The sequence below is a fragment of the Frigoribacterium sp. MCBA15_019 genome (genome assembly GCF_001864945.1).
Lineage (GTDB): Bacteria > Actinomycetota > Actinomycetes > Actinomycetales > Microbacteriaceae > Frigoribacterium.
In genome coordinates this window covers 145,513-169,085 of the sequence record NZ_MJGS01000012.1, presented here as the reverse complement: position 1 = coordinate 169,085, position 23,573 = coordinate 145,513, and the positions used below count along the sequence as shown (strand labels likewise).

Sequence of the window (23,573 nt, the reverse complement as noted above, 5' to 3'; positions counted from 1 at the left end):
CGATGACCGACGTGCTCGACCGTTTCTCCCCCGCGACCCGCGAGTGGTTCCGGGGGGCCTTCGCCGCGCCGACCCGGGCGCAAGAGGGCGCTTGGACGGCCATCAGCCAAGGCGACCACGCCCTCGTCATCGCGCCGACCGGCTCGGGCAAGACGCTCGCCTCGTTCCTCTGGTCGATCGACTCGCTGGCCTCGTCGCCCCCGCCCGACGAGAAGCTGCACCGCACCCGCGTGCTCTACATCTCTCCGCTCAAGGCGCTCGGCGTCGACGTCGAGCGCAACCTCCGCTCGCCGCTCGTGGGCATCACCCAGACCGCCCGCCGCCTGGGCACCGAGGCTCCCGACATCACGGTGGGCGTGCGCTCGGGCGACACGAGCTCGAGCGACCGCGGCCGGCTCGCCCGCACCCCGACCGACATCCTCATCACGACGCCCGAGTCGCTCTACCTCATGCTCACCTCGCAGGCGCGCGAGACCCTCAAGGGCGTGCAGACCGTCATCATCGACGAGGTCCACGCCGTCGCCTCCACCAAACGCGGCGCCCACCTCGCCCTCTCGCTCGAGCGCCTCGACGCCCTGCTCGACAAGCCGGCCCAGCGCATCGGCCTCAGCGCGACCGTGCGCCCGCCCGAAGAGGTCGCCCGATTCCTGGCCGGGCCGGCACCCGTCACCATCGTCAACCCGCGCGCCGACAAGAAGTTCGACCTGCGCGTCGTCGTGCCCGTCGACGACATGACCGAGCTCGGCACCGCCGCCCCGCTCGAAGGGTCGGCCGCCGGCGCCGCACCGCAGGGCTCCATCTGGCCGCACGTCGAAGAGGGCATCGTCGACCTGATCGCCGCGCACCGCTCGACCATCGTCTTCTCGAACTCGCGTCGCCTGGCCGAACGCCTCACGGCCCGCCTCAACGACATCTGGATCGAACGCCAGGGCGGCGACCTCGAGGCCGCCGTGCGCGCGACCGAGGAGGCGCGGGGCGAGCTGGTCACGGCCGGTACCGTCGGCGACGACTCGGCCGCCGACACCGTCGACCCCTTCGCCCCGGCACCCGCCGCGCCGCGCAACCCGGCCGTCGGAGGCGGGGCACCGGCCCAGCTCATGGGCGGGTCGGGGCAGACCGCGGGCAGCGACCCCCTGCTCGCCCGTGCCCACCACGGGTCGGTGTCGAAAGACCAACGCGCCCTGATCGAGGACGACCTCAAGAGCGGCCGGCTGCGCTGCGTCGTCGCCACGAGCTCGCTCGAGCTCGGCATCGACATGGGTGCGGTCGACCTGGTCATCCAGGTCGAGTCGCCGCCCTCCGTCGCCAGCGGGCTGCAGCGCGTCGGCCGCGCCGGGCACCAGGTCGGCGAGACCTCACGGGGCGTGCTGTTCCCCAAGCACCGGGCCGACCTGATCCACTCCGCCGTCGCCGCCGAGCGCATGGTCGCCGGGCTCATCGAAGAGCTGCGCGTGCCGACCAACCCCCTCGACGTGCTGGCCCAGCAGACCGTCGCGGCCGTCGCCCTCGACGAACTCGACGCCGACGCCTGGTTCGACACCGTGCGTCGCAGCGCCCCCTTCGCCACCCTGCCCCGCTCCGCCTTCGACGCCACCCTCGACCTGCTCAGCGGCAAGTACCCGTCCGACGAGTTCGCCGAACTGCGGCCCCGCATTGTCTGGGACCGCGTCCACGGCACGCTGACCGGCCGCCCCGGCGCCCAACGCCTCGCCGTGACGAGCGGCGGCACCATCCCCGACCGGGGCCTCTTCGGCGTGTTCATGGTCGGCGAGAAGGCCGCCCGCGTCGGCGAGCTCGACGAAGAGATGGTCTACGAGTCCCGGGTCGGCGACGTCTTCGCCCTCGGGGCGACGAGCTGGCGCATCGAGGACATCACCCACGACCGCGTGCTCGTCTCGCCGGCCTACGGCCAGCCCGGTCGTGTGCCCTTCTGGAAGGGCGACGGCATCGGGCGCCCCGCCGAGCTCGGCAAAGCCATCGGCGGCTACATCCGCGAACTGTCGAACTCGAGCGAGGCCGACGCCACCACCCGCGTCGCGGCCGGCGGCCTCGACGAACGGGCGGCACGCAACCTCATCGCGTTCCTCGCCGAGCAGAAGGCCGCCACGTCGTACGTGCCGACCGACACCACCCTCGTGGTCGAGCGCTTCCGCGACGAGCTCGGCGACTGGCGCCTGATCCTGCACTCGCCGTACGGCATGCAGGTGCACGCTCCGTGGGCCCTGGCGGTCTCGGCGCGCATCCGCGACCAGCTCGGGGTGGACGGAGGCGCGATGGCCGCCGACGACGGCATCGTCGTGCGCATCCCCGACACCGACGCCGAGCCTCCCGGGGCCGAGTTGTTCTCGTTCGAGCTCGACGACCTCGACGAGATCGTCACCGAAGAGGTCGGCGGCTCCGCCCTGTTCTCGTCGCGCTTCCGCGAGTGCGCCGCCCGGGCGCTGCTGCTGCCCCGGTACAACCCCGGCAAGCGGTCGCCGCTCTGGCAGCAACGCCAGCGGTCGTCGCAGCTGCTCGACGTCGCCCGCAAGTACCCACAGTTCCCGATCGTGCTCGAGGCCGTCCGCGAGGTGCTGCAAGACGTGTACGACCTGCCGGCCCTGATGAGCCTCACCCGCGACCTCGCGAGCCGCACCGTGCGCATCGTCGAGACCGAGACCGAGGTGCCCTCGCCCTTCGCCCGGTCGCTGCTCTTCGGCTACGTCGCCGCCTTCATGTACGAGGGCGACTCGCCCCTCGCCGAGCGGCGTGCGGCGGCCCTGTCGCTCGACTCGAGCCTGCTGCAAGAGCTGCTCGGCCGGGCCGAGCTGCGCGAGCTGCTCGACGCCGACGTCATCGACCAGCACGAACTCGAACTGCAGCGCCTCGCCCCCGACCGCCGCGCCCGCGACATCGAGGGCGTCGTCGACCTGCTGCGCCTGCTCGGCCCGCTGACCACCGACGAGATCATCGACCGCAGCTGGCTCGCGGCGACCCTCGTCGCCGGCGACGTCGCCGCCCGCGACGACGCGCACCGCGCGCTCGAGACCGCCCTGACCGATCTCGCCTGGTCGAACCGCGTCCTGCGCTTCACCCACGCCGGCACCGTGCGGTGGGCCGGCATCGAGGACGCCTCGCGCCTTCGGGACGCCCTCGGCGTCGCCCTGCCGATCGGCGTGCCGACCGCGTTCGTCGAACCGGTCGACGACCCGCTGGGCGACCTGATCGGCCGGTTCGCCCGCACCCACGGGCCCTTCACCCCCGCCATGGTCGCCGACCGTCTCGGCCTCGGCACCGCCGTCGTGATGGACACCCTGCGCAAGCTCGCCACCCAGCGTCGCGTCGTCGAGGGTGAGTTCCGGCCCCGGCAGCAGGGCAGCGAGTGGTGCGACTCCGAGGTGCTGCGTCGCCTCCGCGGCAAGTCGCTGGCCGCCCTGCGGCACGAGGTCGAACCCGTCGCCCCCGAGACGCTCGGACGCTTCCTTCCCGCCTGGCAGCACGTCGCCACCGGGCTCAAGGGTTCGGGGCTACGGGGCCTCGACGGCGTGGTGCAGGTCGTCGATCAGCTCAGCGGGGTCTCGCTGCCCGCCTCGGCGTGGGAGTCCCTGATCCTGCCGGCCCGCGTGACCGACTACAACCCGTCGATGCTCGACGAGCTCACCGCCACCGGCGACGTCATCTGGTCGGGCACCGGCACCCTGCCCGGCAACGACGGCTGGGTCAGCCTGCACCTCGCCGACGGCGCCCAGGTCACCCTGCCCGAACCGTCCGCAGCCGAGACCGACGACCTGCAACGCGAGGTGCTCGCCGCCCTGGCCGGCGGCGGGGCGTACTTCTTCCGGCAGCTCTCCGACGCCGTCGGCAGCACCGACGACGACTCGCTCGTCACCGCCATCTGGCAGCTCGTCTGGGCGGGGCAGATCACCAACGACACCTTCGCTCCCCTGCGCACCCAGGTCGGCGGCGGTCGCACGCCGAGGCCGCGCACCCCGACGCGGTCGCGCTCGTCGTACCGCAGCCGCGGCCGGGTCGCCATGCCGCGCCAGGCGGGCCCGCCGACGGTGGGCGGACGCTGGTCGCTGCTGCCCCTGGCCGAACCCGACGGCACCGTCCGGGCCGCCGCGACGGCCGAGATCCTGCTCGAACGGCACGGCGTCGTCACCCGAGGTGCCGTCGTCAACGAGGGCGTCCGTGGCGGCTTCTCGACGGCCTACAAGGTGCTCAGCGGCTTCGAAGAGACGGGGCGGGCCCGCCGCGGCTACTTCGTCGAGGGCCTCGGAGCGGCGCAGTTCGCGACCGGGCCGACGGTCGACCGCCTGCGGTCGTTCGTCCGCGACGAGGGCGACCGCCGCGACGACGACACCCTCGTCGCCGCGGGTCGTCAGCGCGACGTGCCCGTGGTGACCCTGGCCGCCACCGACCCGGCGAACCCCTACGGCGCCGCCCTGCCGTGGCCCGGGCAGACGCTCGACGGGGTCTCCGCCGACGAGGCCGCGGCCGTCGCGAGCGCGGCGGCACGAGCCGCCACCGCCGCGGCGGCGACCACGGCGACGGGAGCCGGGACGCGCGCCGAAGCGGACTCCACGGGTGAGGCGACCCGCGCCTCCTCGGGGGGTGCCGACCGCGCGACGAACGACACGTCCGGAGGCGCGGGCGGCAAGAAGAAATCGGGTCACCGCCCGGGGCGCAAGGCCGGTTCGCTCGTGGTGCTCGTCGACGGACGACTGGTCGTCTACGTCGAACGCGGCGGCAAGACCGTGCTGACCTTCGGCGAGCCGGACGAGCGCGAGCTCGCCCTGGCCGCGGGCTCGCTGGCCGCCACCGTGCGCAACCGCATCGGCAAGCTCGCGGTCGAACGGGTCGACGGCGAGTTCGTGCTGGGCACCGCCCTCGGCGACGCCCTGCGTGACGCAGGATTCGCGCCGACGCCGAGCGGCATCCGGCTGAGGGCCTGACCGATGCCCGAAGGAGACACCGTCTACCGCGCCGCCAAGAACCTCGACGCGGTGCTGCACGGCCAGACGCTCACCGCCAGCGACTTCCGGGTGCCGGCGTTCGCCACCGTCGACCTCAGCGGTGAGGTGATCGACGACGTCATCGCGCGCGGCAAGCACCTGCTGCACCACATCGGCGACCTGACGCTGCACACGCACCTCAAGATGGAGGGCTCGTGGCACGTCTACCGGCACGGCACGAAGTGGAAGCGCCCCGCCTACCAGGCGCGCGTGGTGCTCGAGACCGCCGACTGGGTCGCCGTCGGGTTCGACCTCGGCATCGTCGAGCTCGTGGCCCGCGACGCCGGCGACAGCGTGGTCTCGTACCTCGGCCCCGACCTGCTCGGCCCCGACTGGGACGCCGCGCGGGCCCTCGCGAACCTCGAGTCCGACCCGGCCCGCGAGGTCGGACTCGCGCTGCTCGACCAACGGGTGCTCGCCGGGGTGGGCAACGTGTACCGCAACGAGCTCTGCTTCCTCCGGGGCGTGCTGCCGACGCGTCCCGTCGGCGAGGTCGAGAACCGACCCAAGATGATCGACCTCGCGCACCGGCTGATCCAGGCCAACAAAGACCGGGTGGACCGCACCACGACCGGCAACCTCCGCGGCACGACGGACTGGGTCTACGGCCGGGCGGGCAAGCCGTGCCTGCGCTGCGGCACGAAGATCCTGCGGGGCGAGCTCGGCGAGAGCGAACTCGAGCTGCGCGACACCTACTGGTGCCCGCACTGCCAGAGCTGACGGCGCGTGCCCGACCGGCAGGCCGCCACGCCGCCACGCCGCCACGCCGCCACGCCGCCACGATGTAAACATCCCGCCACGCAATCGTGTGGCGGGATGTTCACATCGTGGCGGAATGGGTCGGCGGCCGAGCAGTGCCGCGATGCAGGGTCGATCGGCAGGGCAACGCCCGAGCACCCGAGCGCCCGAGCGCCCAAGCGCCCAGACGTCCGGCCGCGTGTGACGTCCCGTGACGCGGCTCGGCGTCGGTCCGAGGTGACGTGCCTACGATCGGCGGCACCCGACGGCCGTACCCGGCGAGCCCGTCAGCGCGAGAGGACGACCATGTCGAACACCAACACCCCCGAGACCGCCAGCACCCCCAGCAGCCCCAGCTCCAGCAGCACCCCCGGCCCCGTCACCACCATCGCCGACCAGGTGGCCGACTTCAACCAAGGCTTCACCGCGCAGATCGGCCCCGACTTCACGAAGGTCTTCGACGACGAGCAGAGCGCCCTGCGCGAGGCCGGCATGCCCGACGACGCGGTGAAGCCCGGCGACACCGTCGTCGAGGCGACGCTGCTGACACCGCAGGGCACCGAGGTCTCACTCGCCGAGACCGTCGGCGAGGGGCCGGCCGTGCTCGTCTTCTACCGCGGTGCCTGGTGCCCGTACTGCAACCTGACGCTCAAGACCTACCAGGCCGAGTTGCTGCCCCGACTCCGTGAGCGCGGCGTCGCGCTCGTCGCGATCAGCCCCCAGACCCCCGAGGGCTCCGAGGCGTCGGCGACGAACGGCAGCCTCGAGTTCCCGGTGTTGTCCGACCCGGGCAACGTGCTCAGTGGTGCCCTCGGCATCCGCACCGAACCGAGTGCCGACGCCCGCGCCGTCCACACCCAGCTCGGGTTCGACGTCGCCGACAGCAACGCCGACGCGACGGGCGACATCCCGTTCCCGACCGTGCTCGTCGTCGACCACGACGGGGTCGTCGTCTTCGCCGACGTCCACACCGACTACACGACGCGCACCGAGGTGGACGAGATCGTCGCCGCCCTCGACCTGCTCGAGCGACGCGCGGCCTGATCGACCCGCGCCTCCGCGCCCGGCCGGACGTTTGCGAACGAGAACGTGCCGGGTGCGGACGACGGGGCGCCGATCCGCCTACCCTCGATCGAGGCGGCCGGCCCGAACCCGGTCGGCCCTGCCGTGGTCCGCACCGCCCCGGTCAGCACAGCCCCGAGCAGCACCGCCCCGGTCGAGAGGAACTCCATGTCGAACGCCGACTCCAGCGCCCCCACCCGCATCGCCGACCAGGTGACCGAGTTCAACGAGGGCTTCAACGCCCAGATCGGCGTGGACGCCACGAAGGTCTTCGACGACGAGCAGTCGGGACTGCGCGACTCGGGGGTCCCCGCGGCCGCCGTCCGGGTGGGCGACACCATCGTGGACGCGACGCTCGTGACGACCGCCGGTGACGAGGTCTCTCTGTCGGAGACCGTCGGCGAGGGCCCGGCCGTCCTGGTCTTCTACCGCGGCGCCTGGTGCCCGTACTGCAACCTGACGCTCAAGACCTACCAGGCCGACCTGCTGCCCGAGCTGCGCGAGCGCGGCGTCGCCCTGGTCGCGATCAGCCCGCAGACCCCCGAGGGCAGCGAGCAGTCCGTCGCGAACGGCGGACTCGAGTTCCCCGTGTTGTCCGACCCGGGCAACGTGCTCGTCCGGGCCCTGGGCATCCAGACCGAGCCGGTCGCGGCCGCCCGCGCGGTGCACTCCGACCTCGGTTTCGACGTCGCCGACAGCAACGCCGACGCGACCGCCGACGTGCCCTTCCCGACCGTCCTCGTCGTCGACCGTGACGGCAAGGTCGTCTTCGCCGACGTCCACGTCGACTACACGACCCGCACCGAGGTCGACGAGGTCGTCGCCGCCGTCGACGCGCTCGACACGCCCCCCGCCTCCTGACCGGCGCCGCGCCTCCTTCGCTGTCCCGCGCCTCCTGACCCCGAGGAGGCGCGGTTCGGCCCGGCCGCGCCGGTCACCCCCTGCGCCGGTCAGCCCCTGCGCCGGTCAGCCCCTGCGCCGGTCACCCCCCTGGCACGCCGCAAAGAACCCCGTTCCGGACGATGAACCCCGAAGATTCGGGGTTCACCGCACGGAGCGGGGTTCTTCGTCGATCGGCGATGCCGCTCAGTGCGGCCGGCCACCGGCGTCGACGACAGGTGCCGGGGCGGCGGCGTCCTCGCCGAGCCCGACCCGCGAGTGCCGACGCCCGTAGACGAAGTACACGACGACGCCGATCACGAGCCACACGGCGAAGCGCGCCCAGGTGAGGGTGGTCAGGTTGAACATCAGCCAGACGCAGAGCACCGCCGACAGGATCGGGAGCACGGGCGACAGCGGCACCCGGAACGCGCGAGGCAGGTCGGGACGGGTGCGCCGCAGCACGATGACACCGATGCTGACCAGCACGAAGGCCGACAGCGTGCCGATGTTGATCATCTCTTCCAGGACGCCGACGTCGGTGAAGCCGGCGATCAGGGCGACGACCACGCCGGCGATCACCTGGACGCGCACGGGCGTCTTGCGGACGGCCGAGGTCTTCGCGAGCCAGCGGGGCAGCAGGCCGTCGCGCGCCATCGAGAAGACGATGCGGGCGAGGCCGAGCAGCAGCACCATGATGACCGTCGTCAGGCCGATCAGGGCGCCGATCGCGATGACCTGGGCCGCCCAGCCGACTCCGACCAGGTCGAAGGCCGTGGCGAGGGTCGGGGCCTCGACGGCGGCGAGGTCGCGGTACGACACCATGCCGGTGAGCACGATGGAGACCATCACGTAGAGCACGGTGACGATGGCGAGGCCCAGGAAGATGCCGCGGGGCATGGTCTTCTGCGGGTTCTTGACCTCTTCGGCGCTGGTCGCGACGACGTCGAACCCGATGAAGGCGAAGAAGACGAGCGAGGCACCGGCGAGCAGGCCGAAGACGCCGTACTGCGCGGGCTCGGCGCCCGAGACGAACGAGAACAGGGACTGCGTCCAGACGTCTCCCTCACCGGCCGGGCGGGGCTGCGACGCGGGGACGAACGGCGTGTAGTTCGACGCCTTGACGAAGAAGAAGCCGACCACGATGACGAACAGCACGATCGCGACCTTGATCACCGTGAAGACGCTGCCGACGCGCGAGCTGAGCTGCGTGCCCAGGACGAGCAGCACGGTGAAGAACGCGACGATGACGAACGGCGCCCAGCTCAGCTCGAGCGGCCCGAGCGGCAGGGTGTCGGGCACGTCGAGACCGAAACCGGAGAACACGGTGCTGAGGTAGATGCCCCAGTACTTGGCCAGCACGGCCGCGCCGGTGAGGGTCTCGAGGATGAGGTCCCATCCGATGATCCAGGCCAGGAACTCGCCGAGGGTGGCGTAGGTGAAGGTGTACGCGCTGCCCGCGACGGGGATGGTCGAGGCGAACTCGGCGTAACACATGATGGCCAGGCCGCAGGTGACGGCCGCGAGGATGAACGACAGCGTGACGCCCGGGCCCGCGAAGTTCGCGGCCGCGTTGGCGCCCACCGAGAAGATGCCGGCCGCGACCGCGACGGCGATGCCCATGAGGGTCAGGTCGGTGACGCCGAGCGACCGCTTCAGCCCGTTCTCGGGCCCCGTCGAGTCGGCGAGCGACGACTCGACCGACTTGGTGCGCCACAGGGTGCTGAGCCCCCGGGCCTTGGGGACGGTGCTCATGCTGCCTCCTGGTGTGGTGCGGGCGATGGTGTGGCCCCGTCTCCGGGGACGACGCGCCAGCATACCGGCGGACCGGCCGCGTCTCGTAGCATGGCGGGCGGGAGGGGCATCGTGGACGGACGGTCGTGGCAGCCCGAGCGCCCTGAGCGCCCGACGGCAGCGTGGGAGGCGCGGGCCGGCTCCCCGGCGGAGCCCGCCTCGGGTGCCGAACGCCTCCCCGACCGCGACACCCGTGCCGACGCCGACGCTCGCGACGAGGTCGACGGGGTGGAGCCGGCCGGGGCAGGGAGGCGCGCGCAGCCGCCACCGCTGCAGGCGGCCGGCCGTCGGGCGGGTCGTGCGCTGCGCCGGATCTGGACCCGCGCCTCCCGGGCTCGCCGCCTGGGGCTGACGGTCGGCGCCGTCGCCGTGGTGACCGCACTCGTCGCCGGCGCGGGTCTCGCGATGCAACCGCGGTACGACGAGCCGGTGCGGCCCGCGATGCTGGTCGACGACCTGCGCGGCGAGCCCACGACGACCGTCTGGCAGACCGACCTGGCCGGCGCGGCCACCCCCGGCATGCCCTCGGGCTGCGCCTACTACGCGTTCGCCGGGATGGTCGGCGACGACGCTCTCGTCTCCGCCCAGTCGGCCGAGCAGTCCGACCGCTGCGGCGGTGCCGGGGGACGCCTGGCCCGGGTCGACGCCGACACCGGCGACGTGGTGTGGAGTGCGAACGTGGCCACGGCCCTCGGTCGGGCGGTGCGGTCGGTCTCGGTGACCCCGGACGCCGACGGACGCGTGGCCACCCTGGTCGTCCAGGGCGACACGGGCTCGACCCTGGCCCGGGTGGACCTGCGGACGGGCGAGGTGACCGACTGGTCCGCGTCCGTCGAATCGACCGACGACGACCTGGTGACGCGCATCGAGGAGGTCTCGACGACGACGGTCCTGGTCTCGCACCAGCCCCGGTCGCGGTTCGGGCCCGACGGCTCGGGGCCGACCACCGACGAGGACGACGTGACGCGGTTCGAGCTCCGCGTCCTCGACGATCTCGACACCGTCTCGTGGCAGGGCGACGAACCGTCGCAGGCCACCGTGAGGCTCGTCGACGACGAATTCTACCTGCTGACGACGGCCGGCGACGGGTCACGGGTGGTCGACGCCGCCACCGGCGACGAGCACCGTCTGCCGATCGACGACGACACGTACGGCTGGCCCGAGGCGGCCGGCGACCACGTGGTCGTGACGCTCGCCGCACCCTCCGGGCAGCAGCTCGTCGCCTTCTCGCAGGACCGGCCGGGCACGGTGGACTGGACGGCCGACCTGTCGGGCGACGCCTCGTTGATCGTGTCGGACCGGTGCGTCACCATCACGTCCACCGTCGCGAGCGGTGACCCGGTGGTCGCGGGGCCGAGGGGCTCGGACGACGCGGGCACCGCCGAGGCGGACGAACCCGTGGGTCGTGCCTCGGTCACCTGCCTGTCGCCCTCGACGGGCGAGACCGTGTGGTCGACGACGGTCCCCGTCGCCAGCGGTCAGACGGTGCAGTCGGGGTGGAACCCCTCGCCGAGCTCCCCGTTCGACGAGGTGCAGGTCACCGTCTCACCGTCCAACGGCTTCGGTGACGAGACGTCGACCGTGACGACGTTCGACGCGGGCGACGGGCGCGTGGTCTTCGAGGCGACCCTGCCGGGGTACTCGGCACCGTTGGCCCAGGGGCGCACGACCGTCTACCAGCAGACCTTCGGGGTCGACGGGCGGTTGGCCGTCGTCGCCCTCGACCGCTCCAGCCACCGAGAGCTGTGGCGGACGTCCGGCGACGACGTGCTGACCTACCAGTTCTGGGGGCAGCACCTGGTCGTCGTGACCCGGGACGGCATCGTCCGCCGCCTCGGAGACGCCACGGCGGTCGTCGACGGCGCCTGACGCGACGCAACCCGCCACGAGATAAACAACCCGCCATGACATCGGGTGGCGGCGTGTTTATTTCGTGGCGGAATGGCGACGCGGCGGGTGGGTACCCGGGAGAATCGCCTCGGGACCATCCCTTCGGAGGAGGCCGCGACGCGTCGGGTTCGTCCCGACGGCCACCGTCCGCCGCCGACCGACCAGACCCCACCCCGAACCCTTGTCGCCCGGTGTCGGCGCCTCCTAGCGTCGGCCGTGGTCGCGAGGTGACGGACCCCGTCACCCCGACCGACCGACCGAACGAGGAGACCGACATGAACGACACGACCGACACCCACGACACCCACGACACCCACGACGCGACCGCGACGACCCGGGGCCTCGGCACCGACCGCGCCGGCGCCCCGCGCCGCTCGGCCGGTTCCGCCTTCCGCCGGGTGGGGGCGACCGCGGCCGTCGCCTGCGCCCTCGCGGGCTCGATCGCCGGGCTCGGGGCACTCGGCGCCCTCGCGGCCCCGGGCAGCTCCCCCGCCGCCCAGGCCGCGTCAGAGCCCACGACGGCGACCGTCCCCAAGGTCACGTACACCGCGGCCGACCTGGCCGCCTTCGCCGCCTCGCCTTACGCCGACGACGCCCTCAACCTCGCGGTCGTCTGGGGAGTGGACCAGACCACGGCGAAGGGCAAGGCCGGAGCCGCACTCACGGCCGGCACGGCGCTGCCCTTCGCGGCGGGCGCGGCCACGACGACGGCCTACACCGACGAGCAACGCGAAGCAGCCTTCTTCGCCGCGGGCACCGACACGACGTTCCAGGACGACTTCACCCAAGCCCTCGGGCTGGCCGTCGCCTGGGGCAGCGACGACGTCGCGACGGCCAAGGCGAAGGTCGGCGGCCTGCTGCTCGCCCACGAGCAGGTGCCCGTCGCGCCGACCTCGTACACCGACGACCAGGATGCCCGGGCCTTCGCCCTCGTCGGCTACGGCGACGCCGAGGCGGCCCAGCTGGCAGGCCTGTGGCAGAGCGACACCCGGTCGGCCGTGGTGCGCGCCGGCGCCGCCCTCCTGGCCGGGGACGACCTGCCCCTCTGAGCCCGCCCCGCCCGTCGGACGACCCGATCGGGCCGCCCGACTCGGCGGCAGGACCGTGCGGCAGGACCGTGCGGCAGGACCGGGCGGTGGCGCCGCCGCCCGGTCCGCACGACCAGCAGCACCCGCACCGCACCCGCCCTCGACCCGGAAGCCCCATGACGACCCTCCACTCCCGCATCGGCTTCGAGATCGAGCTGTTGGCCCCGCCCGGGTCGAGCCGGCGCACCCTCGCCGACCGTCTCGCGAGCGACCACGACGGCCAGGTCACCCGCATCTTCCACACCGACTCCGAGCCGTCGCTCGTGCCGGGCATGGGCCACTTCTGGCACCTGACGCCGGGCTACGTCGTGTCCGACTCCCGCGGCGGCCCCCTCGCCGAGCTCGTCGACGACGTCACGCTCGTCGACGACCTCCGCCGTGACCACGAGGAGGCGCGGGTCGGGTCGTCGATGGACACGCGCCCCGCCGACGCGGTCCCGCCCGACGACCGGTCCTACCGGGTGCTGTCCGACGACCCGCGCCTCCTGCGTCTCGTGGCCCGGCACTCGTCCCCCGACACGCCCTTCGACCGCGCCCTCGACGACGTGGCCGTGCTCTTCGGCAGCACGGTGGAGACGATCGGTGCCGTGCGTCGCCTGCGCGACGGCGCGGGCTCGAGCATCGCCCTCGCCTCGGCGCTGGCGGCGGGACGAGAGCGACCGTGCGAGATCGTCACGCCGCCGCTCGTCGCCGACCACGAGGCCGCCCTCGAGCACCTGCTCGCACCGGCGCGCGAACTCGGCTTCGCGGTGCCGGTCGAGGCGGCCGTGCACCTGCACCTCGACGGTGCCCCGTTCCGATCGGTCGCCGCCTTCTCCAACCTGGTGCGCCTCTTCTCGTGGTGGCACGAGCCCCTGCGGACCGTTCTGGGGACGAACCCCGCGTGCACGCGCCTGGCACCGCTGCCGTCCGCCCTGGTCGAGCTCGTCGGCCGGGCCGACCCGCGAGGCGCCGGGCGGGCCGACGACTGGTCACGGCTGCAGGCGGCCGCCGCGGGCACCGGGCTGACGAAGTACGCCGACGTCAACCTGACCGCGCTGGTGACCGAGCGGCCCGTGCGGGACACGATCGAGGTCCGCATCCTGCCGGGCACCCTCGACGCCGCGGACCTCACCCGCCGCGCGGGCCTGGTCGAGCGACTGCTGGCCCGCTGCCTCGAGGCGGAGCCCGTGCCCCGTCCGAAGAGCACCGACGCACGCGGGGCCGCGGCCGAGCTGCTCGACCTCGCCCGGGCGGCCGACCCCGCCGGATTGGTCCTTTCGGCCGAGGCCACGGCACGGCGGCGGCGTTAGCGTGGAGGCCGTGCAGACGAACGGGACCCCGACGGCCGGGTGGGGACGCACCCGACTCGTGGTGCTGGCGCTGGTCGGGGTCGCCTACTTCGGCGGGCTCGCCCTCGCCCTGCGACTCGAGTGGTACCCGCAGGCGCTCCCCGGGTACCTCTACCTCGGCGTCGTGGCGCTGGTCGCGTGCGCGACCCTCGACCGGTGGCCCGTCGAGACGCTGGCCGTCGTCACCGGCTTCACGGCCTTCACGACCCTCGCGCCCCTCCCCCCTGCGCTGTACGGCCTCTACCTCGGGCCGCCCGTGGCGCTCCTGCCGCTCGCGGTCGTGGTGTTCCTGACCATCTCGGGTCGCGGGCCGGTGTTCGCCAGCGCGGCGACCTTCGCCACCCTCGCCGTGCTCGTCGTGCTGCCCTGGCGCGACGTCGCCGCGGCCGGCGTGCAGGGCGTGCCCCTCTCGCAGGTGCTGCTGTCGGACGTGGGGCAGGACCGTTCGGTCGTGCTCGGCCGGCTCATGGCGTGCGGCCTCGTCGTGGTGGTCGCCCTCCTCCTCCGGCGGCAGCGCCAGGCCACGACCGAGCTCGCGAGGACGAACCGCGAGCTGCTCGTGCTGCGGGCGGGCGAGGTCGCCCGCATCGCCGAGCAGGAACGCACCCGCATCGCCCGGGACGTCCACGACGAGGTCGGCCACCACGTCGCCGCCCTGGTCATCCGGGCTCAGGCCGCCCTGCGGATCGCCGACGAGCACCCCGAGCAGTTGGCCCCGGCCATGCGGGACATCGCCGCGGGCGGGCAGGACGTCCTGGGACGCATCCGCGGGGTGCTGCGCGTGCTCCGGGCGGTGCCCGCCGACACCACCGGGTCGACGTCGGTCGTCGCCGAACTGGCGCAGATGGCCGACCGCCTGACGTCACTCGGCTACGAGGTCGACTGCTCGGTGCACCTCGACGGCGACGACCTGCCGGGCGAGCAGCGGGCCACGGTCGTCGCCGTGGTGCGCGAGGGTCTGACGAACGCGATGCTGCACTCGTCGGCGCACCGGGTGCACGTCACGGTCCGCGACGCATCCGGCGTGACGGTCGTCAGGGTGACCGACCCGGGTCCTGCCCGCGAGCGGTTCCCCGACGTGCCCCGAGGCGGGGCCGGCCTGCCGTCCCTGCGCGATCGGGTCGGTGCCCTCGGCGGCTCGCTGGTCGCGGGGCCGGGCCCTGAGGGGGCCGGTTGGCAGGTCCGGGCCGACCTGCCGGCGTCGGCACCGGCAGCGGCGTCGGCCCCGGCAGCGCCGGCTGCGACGGCTACCGCGTCGGCACCGGCACCGGCACCGGCTTCCGCGTCGACGGCAGGGCGGGCGGCATGACGCTGCGCGTGCTGGTGGTCGACGACCAGGCGATCGCCCGGGCCGGGCTCGCGACGATGCTCGACGCCGAACCGGACGTCGACGTCGTCGGGCAGAGCGCCGACGGCGAGGACGCCGTGGCCGACGCCCTCGCCCTGAGACCCGACGTCGTCGTGATGGACATCCGCATGCCCCGGCTCGACGGCATCTCGGCCACCCGGCGCATCGTGCCGGCCATCGGCTGCGCCGTGGTCCTCATCACGACCTTCGACGACGACGAGCACCTGTTCGACGGCATCGCGGCCGGCGCCTCGGGCTTCCTGCTGAAGGACTCCGGGCCCGACCTCATCGCCGCCGCGGTGCGGTCGGCGGCCCGCGGTGACTCGCTGATCGACCCGGCCATGACGCGGGCCCTCATCGAGCAACGCGTCGCCCCGGCCCCAGCGTCGCCGGACGCCGTGCGCCACCGGGCGGCCCTCGACTCGTTGAGCGACCGCGAGCGGGACGTGCTCGACGCCGTCGCACGCGGACTCAGCAACGTCGACATCGCCCGAGAGCTCTTCGTCAGCACGGCCACCGTGAAGAGCCACATCTCGAGCCTGTTGGCCAAGACCGACAGCCGCACCCGCGTGCAGGCGGCCGTCTTCGCGTTCCGCTCGGGCTTCGCCCGCCCGGAGAGTGGCTGAGCCGTTCCGCTCAGAGCACCCGCTCGAACCGCTGCGACGGCCGCTTCAGCAACGAGTGCTCGTACGGTTCGCCGGCGGCCACCCACCCCTCGCTCTCGTACAGCCCGACCGCGGCGACGTTGTCGAGGAGCGCGTGCAAGACGGCACGCTCGTGACCGAGCGAGCCCAGCCGGGCGGTCGCCTCCCTCAGCAGGGCACGCCCCAGCCCACGCGCCTGGGCACCGGGCCTGGTCGCCAGCAGGCCGAGTACCGGGGCGTCGGGAGGGTCTGCGGGCAGGCCGCTGCCCGGGCGCGTCGCGAGCACGAAGCCGTCGACCCCGTCGACGCCGTCCGCGACCAGCCAGACGACGCCCGCGTCGAACTTCGGTCGGGCCCGCTCGGCGACCCCGGCGAACGCCTGCCCGTCGCGCGCGGCGCACGCAGCGACCCAGATCGCGAGGCACGCCTCGAGATCGGCCGCGACAGCACACCGCGGTTCGTGCACGGCACCGCGACTAGCCACGGTGCGGTGCACGAACCGCGGTGCGGTGGCACGCGGGCCGGGAGCGGCACGGGGTGGCTCGGCTCAGCACGAGCTACCCCCGCACCAGCAACGGGAACACGAACACCGCGAAGAGGAAGAACGCCGCCATGACGCCGAACACGACGTAGGTGCCCCGACCGACGACCGGCTGACCGGCCGCCTCACGGCGCTGCAGCACGCGGCGACGGTAGATCACCTGGATCACCACGAGCACGACGATCGCCAGGGCGAGGATCGAGATGACGACGGCTTCGATGGCACGGCTCCTTCGAGGGGCGGGCGAGAGGGGACGGACGGCAAGAGAGCGAACGGGCGGCGCCGGTCGGGCACCGGCGGGCGGGACCGGACGGCCCGCACCAGCCTAACGGCCGACCCCGGGAGCCCAGGAGGCGCGGGTCGCGACCCCGGGACCGCTCACGGCCCGCCCCCCGCACCCGACTCGTAGCATGGCCGGGTGACGGACGACGCCCGACCGAGCGACCAGCCGCTCGCCCGCGCCCGCCGCCGTGGAGCCGCCGTCTGGCGCCGCGCCTCCCGCCCTCGTCGGCTCGCCCTCGCGACCGCCGCGGTCCTCGTCGCGGCGGCGCTCGTCACGACCGTCGGCCTGGTCGAGGCTCCGCGCTACTCGTCGGCCGCCGCGCTCGACGGCGTCGTCGGAGACGACCTCAGGCACGAGCCCGTCCCGCAGTCGTGGACGCTCACGCCCGCCGACGTCGGCGTGCCGGCGGATCAGGGCCGCTGCCTCCTCTGGCAGGCCGAGACCGCGGTGGGCCCCGACCGGCTCGGCGGCGACGTCCTCGTCAGCGCCGGCGGCGCCGCGGGCGACGCCGGCACCGGCACGGGTGACGCCGGCGACACCGACTGCCGGTTCGACGGCGGCTTCGGCAGCACCGCGCAGGCCGTCAGCCGGCTCGCCCGCGTCGACCCCGTCGACGGCACCGTCCGCTGGTGGGTCGACCTCGGCGCCGAGCTCGACGCCGGCAGCGGCTTCGTCCAGGTCTGGCCCGCCGACGACGCCGGCGACACGACCCTCGTCTCGACGCTGGGCTTCGGCGCGGACGGGTTCGCCTCGTCGTACGCCCGCCTCGACCTCGGGACCGGCGAACTGACCGACGTGACCACCTCGCCGAACGGGCGTGCCCGCCTGACCGACGCCACCGCCTCCTGGGCCCTCGTCTCGAGCGACCCGCAGTTCTCGTACCAGGACTCGCGCGTCTACTACGACTCCGAGCCCGGCACCGGTGAGTTCTCGCTCTACGCCGCCGACGACCTCGACACCCCCGTGTGGACGGGCGAGACCACCGGCAGCCAGGACGAGGCCCTGACCCCCGACGGCCTGCTCGTCCTCGACGGCGGCACCATCACCGCGGTCGACGGACGCACCGGCGACACGCACGCCTGGGGGCCCGACCTGCCGACCGCCACGACCCTCGTCGTCGACGGCGACCTCGTCGTGGTGGGCCTCGACCCGGCGATCCCCACCTCGACCGACGACACCGACGGCACCGTGGTGGCGCTGTCGCTCGACGGTCGTGAGCTCGGGCGGCACGGCTTCCGCCAGGACCGCGGCGTGCAGACGACCGGCGACTGCGTCGTCTTCTCGACCACGCCCGGGGTGGTCTGCGTCGACCGGCGCACGGGCGCCGAACTCTGGACCACCCCGCCCCGCGACCGCCGCCACGGCCTCGCCCGCGTGACCACCGATCCCGCCGGCGGCCGGGGGGCGCTCGTCTTCGCCCAGACCTTCGAACCGGGAGGCGCGGCGGCGGTCACCGGCGACCTCACGTCGGACGAGGCGGCCGAGCGCACCGTCCGCCTGCTCGACGCGGCGTCCGGCCACGAGCTGGCCCGGGCGGTGGTGCCGGGCGAGTCCCAGATCGCGCTGGTCGGCCGCACGACCGGCTACGCCACGACCTCCTCGAGCGGCCGCACGTCGACGGTCACCGCCTTCGACCTGGCCGACGGCCACCGCCTCTGGCAGCTCGACACCGAGCGCGACCAGCTCGGCTTCTGGGGCGGCGTGCTCGTGGCGAACCACCCCGACGGCAGCGTGCAGCGCCTCGTCGACCCGGTGCGCGTCATCGACCCGGTGCGCGTCGTCGGCTGACGACCCGCGCCTCCTGCGCCTGGCCTCTGCGCCCTATCGCGCCCCGGCGCTCATGACGTACGCCATCGCGTAGGCGCGCGAGTTCCCGTCGTCGATGCCCGTCTCGGGCAGGTCGGCGAGCGCCGTCAGGGCCGCTGCGGCCTGGTCGGGGCCCTGCAGCGCCGAGTACATCAGCACGTAGTCACCCAGGGGCGTGTCGAAGCCGGACGCGCTCGCCTCGGCGACGACGGCGGCGAGTTGCTCGGCCCCGCCCGCGGCCGACGACGTCAGGTACGACACCGAGGACGGGCTGAGCGGGATCAGCTGGATGCCGGCGATCGCCGACGGCTCGGCCGAGAACCACGTGCCGTAGTCGCGTTTGCCGCCCCAGGTCAGCGACACGATCTCGTGGTCGTAGCCGGCGGACGTCGGGCCGGTCAGGTCGGGGTTCAGCCAGTAGGCCAGCGCCGACGAGGCCTCGGCACTCAGCATCCAGGACGCCTCGTCGCCGAGTGCGTCGTCGCCCGTGGCCGCGGCCCAGAGCGACAGGCCGGCGTAGGCGGTGACCGCCTCGGACGACGACTCCTGGTTGTTGCCGTCGGCGAACGGCGAGTAGCCCGAGGCCCAGCTGTGCGACCAGTAGGGGTCGAACGCCCGCCGGTCGGGGAACGACCCGTTGTCGGCGCCCGAGGCGATGTCGGCCGCGAGCAGGTCCATCACGGGGCTCCACCGCTCGGCCAGCTCGGGGTCGTCGGCCGCGACGACGCCGGCGGCGTAGAGGAAGTAGCCGTAATGGAAGTAGTGGTCGTTGAACTCGTCCGAGCCGAACGAGGCCACCTTGCCGACGACGCCCTTCACCGCGGGGTCGTAGACGAAGCACTCCTGCTCGCGCGTCTCGCAGCCCGAGGGGTCGGTCCAGGTGTCGAGGCGGTCGACGAGGGAGGTGCGGAGGGTATCGGCCGACGCGTCGTCGCCGAGCTGCCGGGCCAGCTGCAGCAGCATCGCAGACCGGTACAGCGCCTTGCCGCCGAAGTAGGTGTCCGCCGCCGGGTCCTCCGTCGCCGCGACGTCGGCCTCGACCTGGTCCTCGAGTTGTCGCCTCTGGTCGTCGCTCAGCCCCGAGAGGTCGAGCTCGGTCGAGGCCGTCGTGACCGGTGCGTCGAACGACAGCCTCGAACCGATCGACAACGGGACGGTGCCGTAGATCGTGTCGTAGCTCAGCCCGGTGCCGTCACCCGTCGCCGCGTCGCCCATGTGCGGGGCCGACACGAGCAGGGTGTCTCCCCCGGCGGTGGTCTCGTAGCCGAGCTCGGTGGTCGACACCGCCGACGACCCGGACCCGGAGGCGCGGTGCGCGGTGGTCACCGACCCCAGCGGCGAGGCGGCCGCGTCGAGCACCGTCCCCACCTGCGCGGCGGTGGCCCCGTCGGGCAGTGGCACGAGCACGACCGAGCCGCCCTCGTCGAGCCGGACCGCCGTGCCGTCGAGCCTGCCGCCCGTGACGGCCACGCCCCACGTCGTGTCGCCGACCGTGAACGTGCCACGCCCCTCGCCGACGGCCGTCACGGCCGTGCCGAGGGTGTCGGTCTGCGCGGACGCGGCGGTGTACGAGACGAGCGGCGAGCCCTCGGCGACGGTCGTGTGACCGAGCACCGTGTCGCCGTCGAGGTGCGCGATCGTCACCGAGACCTCGTCGTAGCCGCTGACCTCGGTCGCCGAGGCCCCGACGTCGAGGGTGACGTCGGGCAGGGCGGGCGACACGATCGCCTTCTCGGAAGCCACCGGCACCGGCAGCCCCGTCGCGAAGCCGGTCTCCGTCAGCTGGAACGAGATCGGGAACGGGAACACGGGCGTCGGCTGGTCGCCGAACACGAGCCCCGAGAACCAGGTGTTGGTCGGCGGGACGAGCCCGTCGGCGAGGCGCATGGTCGGCACGTCGCCGACCGACTCCTGCGGCAGGGCGGCCACGAGGGGGTCGACCTGCGAGGCGGGGAACACGTCGCCTCCGGCGTCGGGTCGGCCCGTGGTGTCGCCGTCGGTGCCCGAGCCGCCGGTGCACCCGGCCAGCACGAGCACGCCGGCCGTGCCGAGGGCGACGCCCGCGACCACGCGGCGGAGGGTCAGGAGGCGCGGGTCGCGTCGGGTGTCGACCCGTGCCTCCTGGGGGTGACGGGCCGGCCCGGAACCGATCGGTGATCCCGAACGATCCCGTCGGTCGGACCGACCCGTCGTCTTGCTCCGTGCGCCGGGGATCGTCAGACCCCGATCTGGCGCAGGAAGTCCTGCATGGTGTCCACCGGACCCGCGAGGATGCCGTCGTCGCGCAGGTGCATGGTCGCCTCGACCGGCGTGCCGCTCGCGACGAGGCCGTTGTAGGCCCCCTCGCTCAGCTGGTCGCTGACCACGCGGACGGTGGCCGCGGCCGCGCCGTCCTTGGTCTGCACGCTGACCAGGTCGACGCTGCCCTCGACGACCTGCTGGTTCGGCAGCATGACGTCCACGGTCGCGCCGTCCTGGATGCGCTCGTAGTCGCGGGGCGTGAGCGTGAAGTCGGCGTCCACGAAGAGCGTGCCGGCCTTCTCGATCGTCGCGACGGACGTGCCCGACCCGAGGAACCCGCCCTCGCGGACGTCGAGCTGCGACAGCGTGCCGTCGACGGTGGCCATGAAGGTGATCGTGCCGTCGTCGGCCACCGTGTAGGCGTCCGTGTCGGGGACGACCACGTCGTCGGCGAGGTCCTTCTGCAGCGAGGGGCTCTGGAGCGAGAAGAGGACGTCGCCCTTCGAGACCCGGTCGCCGACCTCGGCGTCGGTCGAGGTGACCGTGCCGCTGTAGTCGGTGCCGACGGAGAAGTCCTGGCTCGCGATGGCCGCACTGGTGCTGATGACCTGCGCCTGCCGTTGCGTGAAGATGACGGTGAAGACGGCCACGAGGGCGATCACCACGAGGATGCCCACGGTCATCTTGATCCTGTTGCCCCAGGTCATGAGACCACCTTCTCTCGGTCGTTCGTGTCGTGTCGGTCGGGTCCGGTCGCGGCTCCGGCGTGCGGCGCCTCGTCGGCGCGGTGCTCGTCGGCGTGCTGCTCGTCGGTGACGGCCAGTCGGGCCTCGAGCAGGTGACGGCGTTCGTCGTCGCGCCGCCGTTGCTCGTGTCGCTGCTCGGCCGACAGCTCGAGGAACTCGTCGTGGCTGCGGGGCAGCGGTCGGGCCACCTGGGTGCGGAGCGTCTGCACGGCCACCGGGCCGGTGGTGACGGGACCGGCGACGGTCGTGCGAGCGCTCGACCCCGAGCGGGCCGCCCGCTTGATCGACCCGGCCTCACGCAGGGCCGCCAGCAGGAACGCCGAGAGCACGGCGGTGTTGATCAGGTTCCACACCGTGGCGAGCGTGAGCACCCGGTTGTCCCAGTCGCGCCAGATCGCCACGAGGGACGTGAGCGACAGGAAGAGCCAGAACAGCACCTGGGGGACGAGCACGTTGAACGGACTCGACGCCTTGCCTCCGCCGGTCACGTGCCAGGCGGTGTCCTTGCCGCTGAGCACGTTCCACAACGCCTTGACGTAGATCGGGAACGAGACGGAGGCGAGCATCAGGACCTCCCAGCGGAACGACCCGAGCGTGAAGAACGCCAGCGCGATCTGCAGCAGGTAGAAGCCCGAGTAGAAGAGCAGCCACTGCAGCACCGAGATGTGCAGGTTCATCGGCCGCAGGTCGAAGAAGATCTCCATCGGCGGCACCATGATCAGCAACAGCGGGGCGATGCCCGTCAGGTAGTGCGTCGCCGTCAGCGTGTACTGGAAGCGCTGGTCCATCGTCAGGGTGCGACGGGGGCTCAGCGGGTTGTGCCGGAAGAGGATCTCGAACCCACCGGTCGCCCAGCGCAGCTGCTGCTTGCTGTAGGCCTCGATGGTCTCGGGGGCGTCGCCGATCGCCAGTGTCATCGGGATGTAGATCGACCGCCACCCGGCCTCGTGCAGGAACAGGCTCGTCCAGACGTCCTCGGACTTCGAGTCGGTGTCGATGCCGCCGACCTCGTCGATCGCCGCGCGGCGGAAGATGACGTTGGTGCCCACGCAGAACGCCGCGTTGAAGCGGTTGCGGCCGGGCTGGATGTACCGGTAGAAGACGGCCTGCATGTAGCCCGCGCCGCGGCTGACGATGCTGACGAGGTTGCCGTACGACTGCGGCGTCTGGACGAAGGCGACCTTCTCGTCGATGAAGAAAGGGACGGTCTCGTGCAGGAACATCGGCTTGGGCACGAAGTCCGCGTCGAAGATGGCGAAGTAGTCGCCCTTCGCCACCGAGAGGGCGTAGTTGACGTTGCCCGCCTTGGCGCCGTGGCTGGTCAACCGGCGGATGTAGCGGGCGCCGAGGGTCGCGGCGAGGTCCTTGACCTCGTCGCTGCGACCGTCGTCCAGCACCCAGGTGCGGTGCGCACCCTGCATCGCGACGGCGGCCTGGACGGTCATCGCGATCTTCGAGAGCTCCTCGCCGTAGACCGTGACGAAGACGTCCACGACCACGGTCTTCCCGTCGACGACGATCGGCCACAGGTGGGGCTGGTCGCGCACGCCGAGCCGGTCGATGGCGTCCTCGTCGTAGAGCGTGTCCTGCGTCGAGTGGAAGTCGAAGTCGCGGGGGTTCTGACCCCCGGAAAGGATCGTCCACATCGCGAGCAACGCCTGCAGGACCAGGACGGCCTCGGCGATGATGACCGCGACGTAGGGCAGCAGGTCGCCCCGGTTCGCGGGGTTCAGCAAGAACTGCCCGTACAGCAGGATGCCCATGGTGCAGGCGAGCACCAGCAGCACCATGAAGGGCGAGTGGGCACGGCCCTCGGTGCGCGAGACGACCGACGCGTGATGGTCGCTCGTGATGCGCGTCGAGGGGCGCGCACGCGACCCCCGCACCTCGTCGTGATGTGCCAGGCGCCTCAGTTCGCCGCGCGAGCGAGGTGCCAGGTCGAGGGCGGGGCCCGCGTCGGGGGCTGCGGTGTCGGGGGCTGCGGTGTCGGGTGCTGCGGTGTCGGGTCGGTTTTCGGCGTCGCTGTCGCGGACGCGCATGGTTCGGGACATGCGTGTTCTCTCCGGGTTCGGGTCTGAGAGACGACCGGACGCCGACGGCGGTGGGGAACCGCCGTCGGACGTCCGGAGGGGCGTCGGCGACAGCGGCGACTCGAGGTGACGCGCCGGGGTGGGCGGCGGTCGGGTGG

At 73.2% G+C, this 23,573-nt stretch carries 16 protein-coding genes; 10 read left to right on the top strand and 6 right to left on the bottom strand.

Features of this window, described 5'->3' with window-relative positions; translation table 11 throughout:
• The first annotated feature begins 2 nt into the window (after nt 1-2).
• The 4 genes from BIV04_RS10020 (at nt 3) to BIV04_RS10005 (ending at nt 7,655) form a co-directional block, all read left to right on the top strand.
• Nucleotides 3-4,934: a DEAD/DEAH box helicase gene (locus BIV04_RS10020; protein WP_071256138.1), complete on the top strand. Its 4,932-nt coding sequence runs from the start codon at nt 3-5 to the stop codon at nt 4,932-4,934.
• Between the two features lie 3 nt (nt 4,935-4,937).
• Nucleotides 4,938-5,714 carry a DNA-formamidopyrimidine glycosylase family protein gene (locus BIV04_RS10015; protein WP_071256137.1) on the top strand — a complete coding sequence of 259 codons (777 nt, stop codon included), beginning with the start codon at nt 4,938-4,940 and terminating at the stop codon, nt 5,712-5,714.
• A gap of 324 nt (nt 5,715-6,038) precedes the next feature.
• On the top strand, nt 6,039-6,776 hold the full coding sequence (locus tag BIV04_RS10010) for a peroxiredoxin-like family protein (RefSeq protein ID WP_083396342.1): 738 nt from the start codon (nt 6,039-6,041) through the stop codon (nt 6,774-6,776).
• A gap of 186 nt (nt 6,777-6,962) precedes the next feature.
• Complete coding sequence (locus tag BIV04_RS10005; protein WP_071256530.1) at nt 6,963-7,655, top strand: peroxiredoxin-like family protein; 693 nt, start codon at nt 6,963-6,965, stop codon at nt 7,653-7,655.
• A 225-nt stretch (nt 7,656-7,880) separates the two neighbouring features.
• Here the strand turns inward: BIV04_RS10005 and BIV04_RS10000 are convergent, their stop codons facing one another.
• Nucleotides 7,881-9,428, bottom strand: a complete 1,548-nt coding sequence (locus BIV04_RS10000) for an APC family permease (RefSeq protein WP_071256136.1) — start codon at nt 9,426-9,428, stop codon at nt 7,881-7,883.
• Between the two features lie 111 nt (nt 9,429-9,539).
• Between BIV04_RS10000 and BIV04_RS09995 the strand changes: the two genes are divergently transcribed.
• The 5 genes from BIV04_RS09995 (at nt 9,540) to BIV04_RS09975 (ending at nt 15,750) form a co-directional block, all read left to right on the top strand.
• Nucleotides 9,540-11,336 (top strand): PQQ-binding-like beta-propeller repeat protein, encoded by a 1,797-nt coding sequence (locus BIV04_RS09995; RefSeq protein WP_071256135.1) that lies wholly within the window; start codon nt 9,540-9,542, stop codon nt 11,334-11,336.
• A gap of 296 nt (nt 11,337-11,632) precedes the next feature.
• A complete protein-coding gene (locus BIV04_RS09990) occupies nt 11,633-12,406 on the top strand; it encodes a hypothetical protein (RefSeq protein WP_143048658.1) in 774 nt (257 codons plus the stop codon).
• A 155-nt stretch (nt 12,407-12,561) separates the two neighbouring features.
• On the top strand, nt 12,562-13,737 hold the full coding sequence (locus BIV04_RS09985; RefSeq protein WP_071256133.1) for an amidoligase family protein: 1,176 nt from the start codon (nt 12,562-12,564) through the stop codon (nt 13,735-13,737).
• A 10-nt stretch (nt 13,738-13,747) separates the two neighbouring features.
• A complete protein-coding gene (locus BIV04_RS09980; protein ID WP_143048657.1) occupies nt 13,748-15,085 on the top strand; it encodes a sensor histidine kinase in 1,338 nt (445 codons plus the stop codon).
• Nucleotides 15,082-15,750, top strand: a complete 669-nt coding sequence (locus BIV04_RS09975; RefSeq protein ID WP_071256529.1) for a response regulator transcription factor — start codon at nt 15,082-15,084, stop codon at nt 15,748-15,750. Before BIV04_RS09980 ends, BIV04_RS09975 begins: the two co-directional genes overlap by 4 nt.
• A 10-nt stretch (nt 15,751-15,760) precedes the next feature.
• Here the strand turns inward: BIV04_RS09975 and BIV04_RS09970 are convergent, their stop codons facing one another.
• A complete protein-coding gene (locus tag BIV04_RS09970) occupies nt 15,761-16,252 on the bottom strand; it encodes a GNAT family N-acetyltransferase (protein WP_083396413.1) in 492 nt (163 codons plus the stop codon).
• A 73-nt stretch (nt 16,253-16,325) separates the two neighbouring features.
• Nucleotides 16,326-16,481, bottom strand: coding sequence for a hypothetical protein (locus BIV04_RS17155; RefSeq protein WP_177174804.1), 156 nt, complete (start codon nt 16,479-16,481; stop codon nt 16,326-16,328).
• 246 nt (nt 16,482-16,727) lie between these two features.
• Here BIV04_RS17155 and BIV04_RS09965 point away from each other — a divergent pair, with 246 nt between their 5' ends.
• A complete protein-coding gene (locus BIV04_RS09965; RefSeq protein ID WP_071256130.1) occupies nt 16,728-18,380 on the top strand; it encodes a PQQ-binding-like beta-propeller repeat protein in 1,653 nt (550 codons plus the stop codon).
• A 33-nt stretch (nt 18,381-18,413) separates the two neighbouring features.
• Here the strand turns inward: BIV04_RS09965 and BIV04_RS09960 are convergent, their stop codons facing one another.
• The 3 genes from BIV04_RS09960 to BIV04_RS09950 form a co-directional block, all read right to left on the bottom strand.
• On the bottom strand, nt 18,414-20,468 hold the full coding sequence (locus BIV04_RS09960; protein ID WP_083396341.1) for a glycosyl hydrolase: 2,055 nt from the start codon (nt 20,466-20,468) through the stop codon (nt 18,414-18,416).
• A gap of 146 nt (nt 20,469-20,614) precedes the next feature.
• On the bottom strand, nt 20,615-21,346 hold the full coding sequence (locus tag BIV04_RS09955; protein WP_054145227.1) for an HlyD family efflux transporter periplasmic adaptor subunit: 732 nt from the start codon (nt 21,344-21,346) through the stop codon (nt 20,615-20,617).
• Entirely contained in the window at nt 21,343-23,436 is a 2,094-nt protein-coding gene (locus BIV04_RS09950; RefSeq protein ID WP_255364252.1) for a glycosyltransferase, read from the bottom strand. Before BIV04_RS09950 ends, BIV04_RS09955 begins: the two co-directional genes overlap by 4 nt.
• Nucleotides 23,437-23,573 lie beyond the last annotated feature (137 nt).

Excerpts from the sequence above, each read along its gene's own strand:
- BIV04_RS10020 (WP_071256138.1), top strand. The coding sequence starts at position 3 with ATGACCGACGTGCTCGACCGTTTCTCCCCCGCGACCCGCGAGTGGTTC.
- BIV04_RS10015 (WP_071256137.1), top strand. The coding sequence starts at position 4,938 with ATGCCCGAAGGAGACACCGTCTACCGCGCCGCCAAGAACCTCGACGCG.
- BIV04_RS10010 (WP_083396342.1), top strand. The coding sequence starts at position 6,039 with ATGTCGAACACCAACACCCCCGAGACCGCCAGCACCCCCAGCAGCCCC.
- BIV04_RS10005 (WP_071256530.1), top strand. The coding sequence starts at position 6,963 with ATGTCGAACGCCGACTCCAGCGCCCCCACCCGCATCGCCGACCAGGTG.
- BIV04_RS10000 (WP_071256136.1), bottom strand. The coding sequence starts at position 9,428 with ATGAGCACCGTCCCCAAGGCCCGGGGGCTCAGCACCCTGTGGCGCACC.
- BIV04_RS09990 (WP_143048658.1), top strand. The coding sequence starts at position 11,633 with ATGAACGACACGACCGACACCCACGACACCCACGACACCCACGACGCG.
- BIV04_RS09985 (WP_071256133.1), top strand. The coding sequence starts at position 12,562 with ATGACGACCCTCCACTCCCGCATCGGCTTCGAGATCGAGCTGTTGGCC.
- BIV04_RS09975 (WP_071256529.1), top strand. The coding sequence starts at position 15,082 with ATGACGCTGCGCGTGCTGGTGGTCGACGACCAGGCGATCGCCCGGGCC.
- BIV04_RS09955 (WP_054145227.1), bottom strand. The coding sequence starts at position 21,346 with ATGACCTGGGGCAACAGGATCAAGATGACCGTGGGCATCCTCGTGGTG.
- BIV04_RS09950 (WP_255364252.1), bottom strand. The coding sequence starts at position 23,436 with ATGTCCCGAACCATGCGCGTCCGCGACAGCGACGCCGAAAACCGACCC.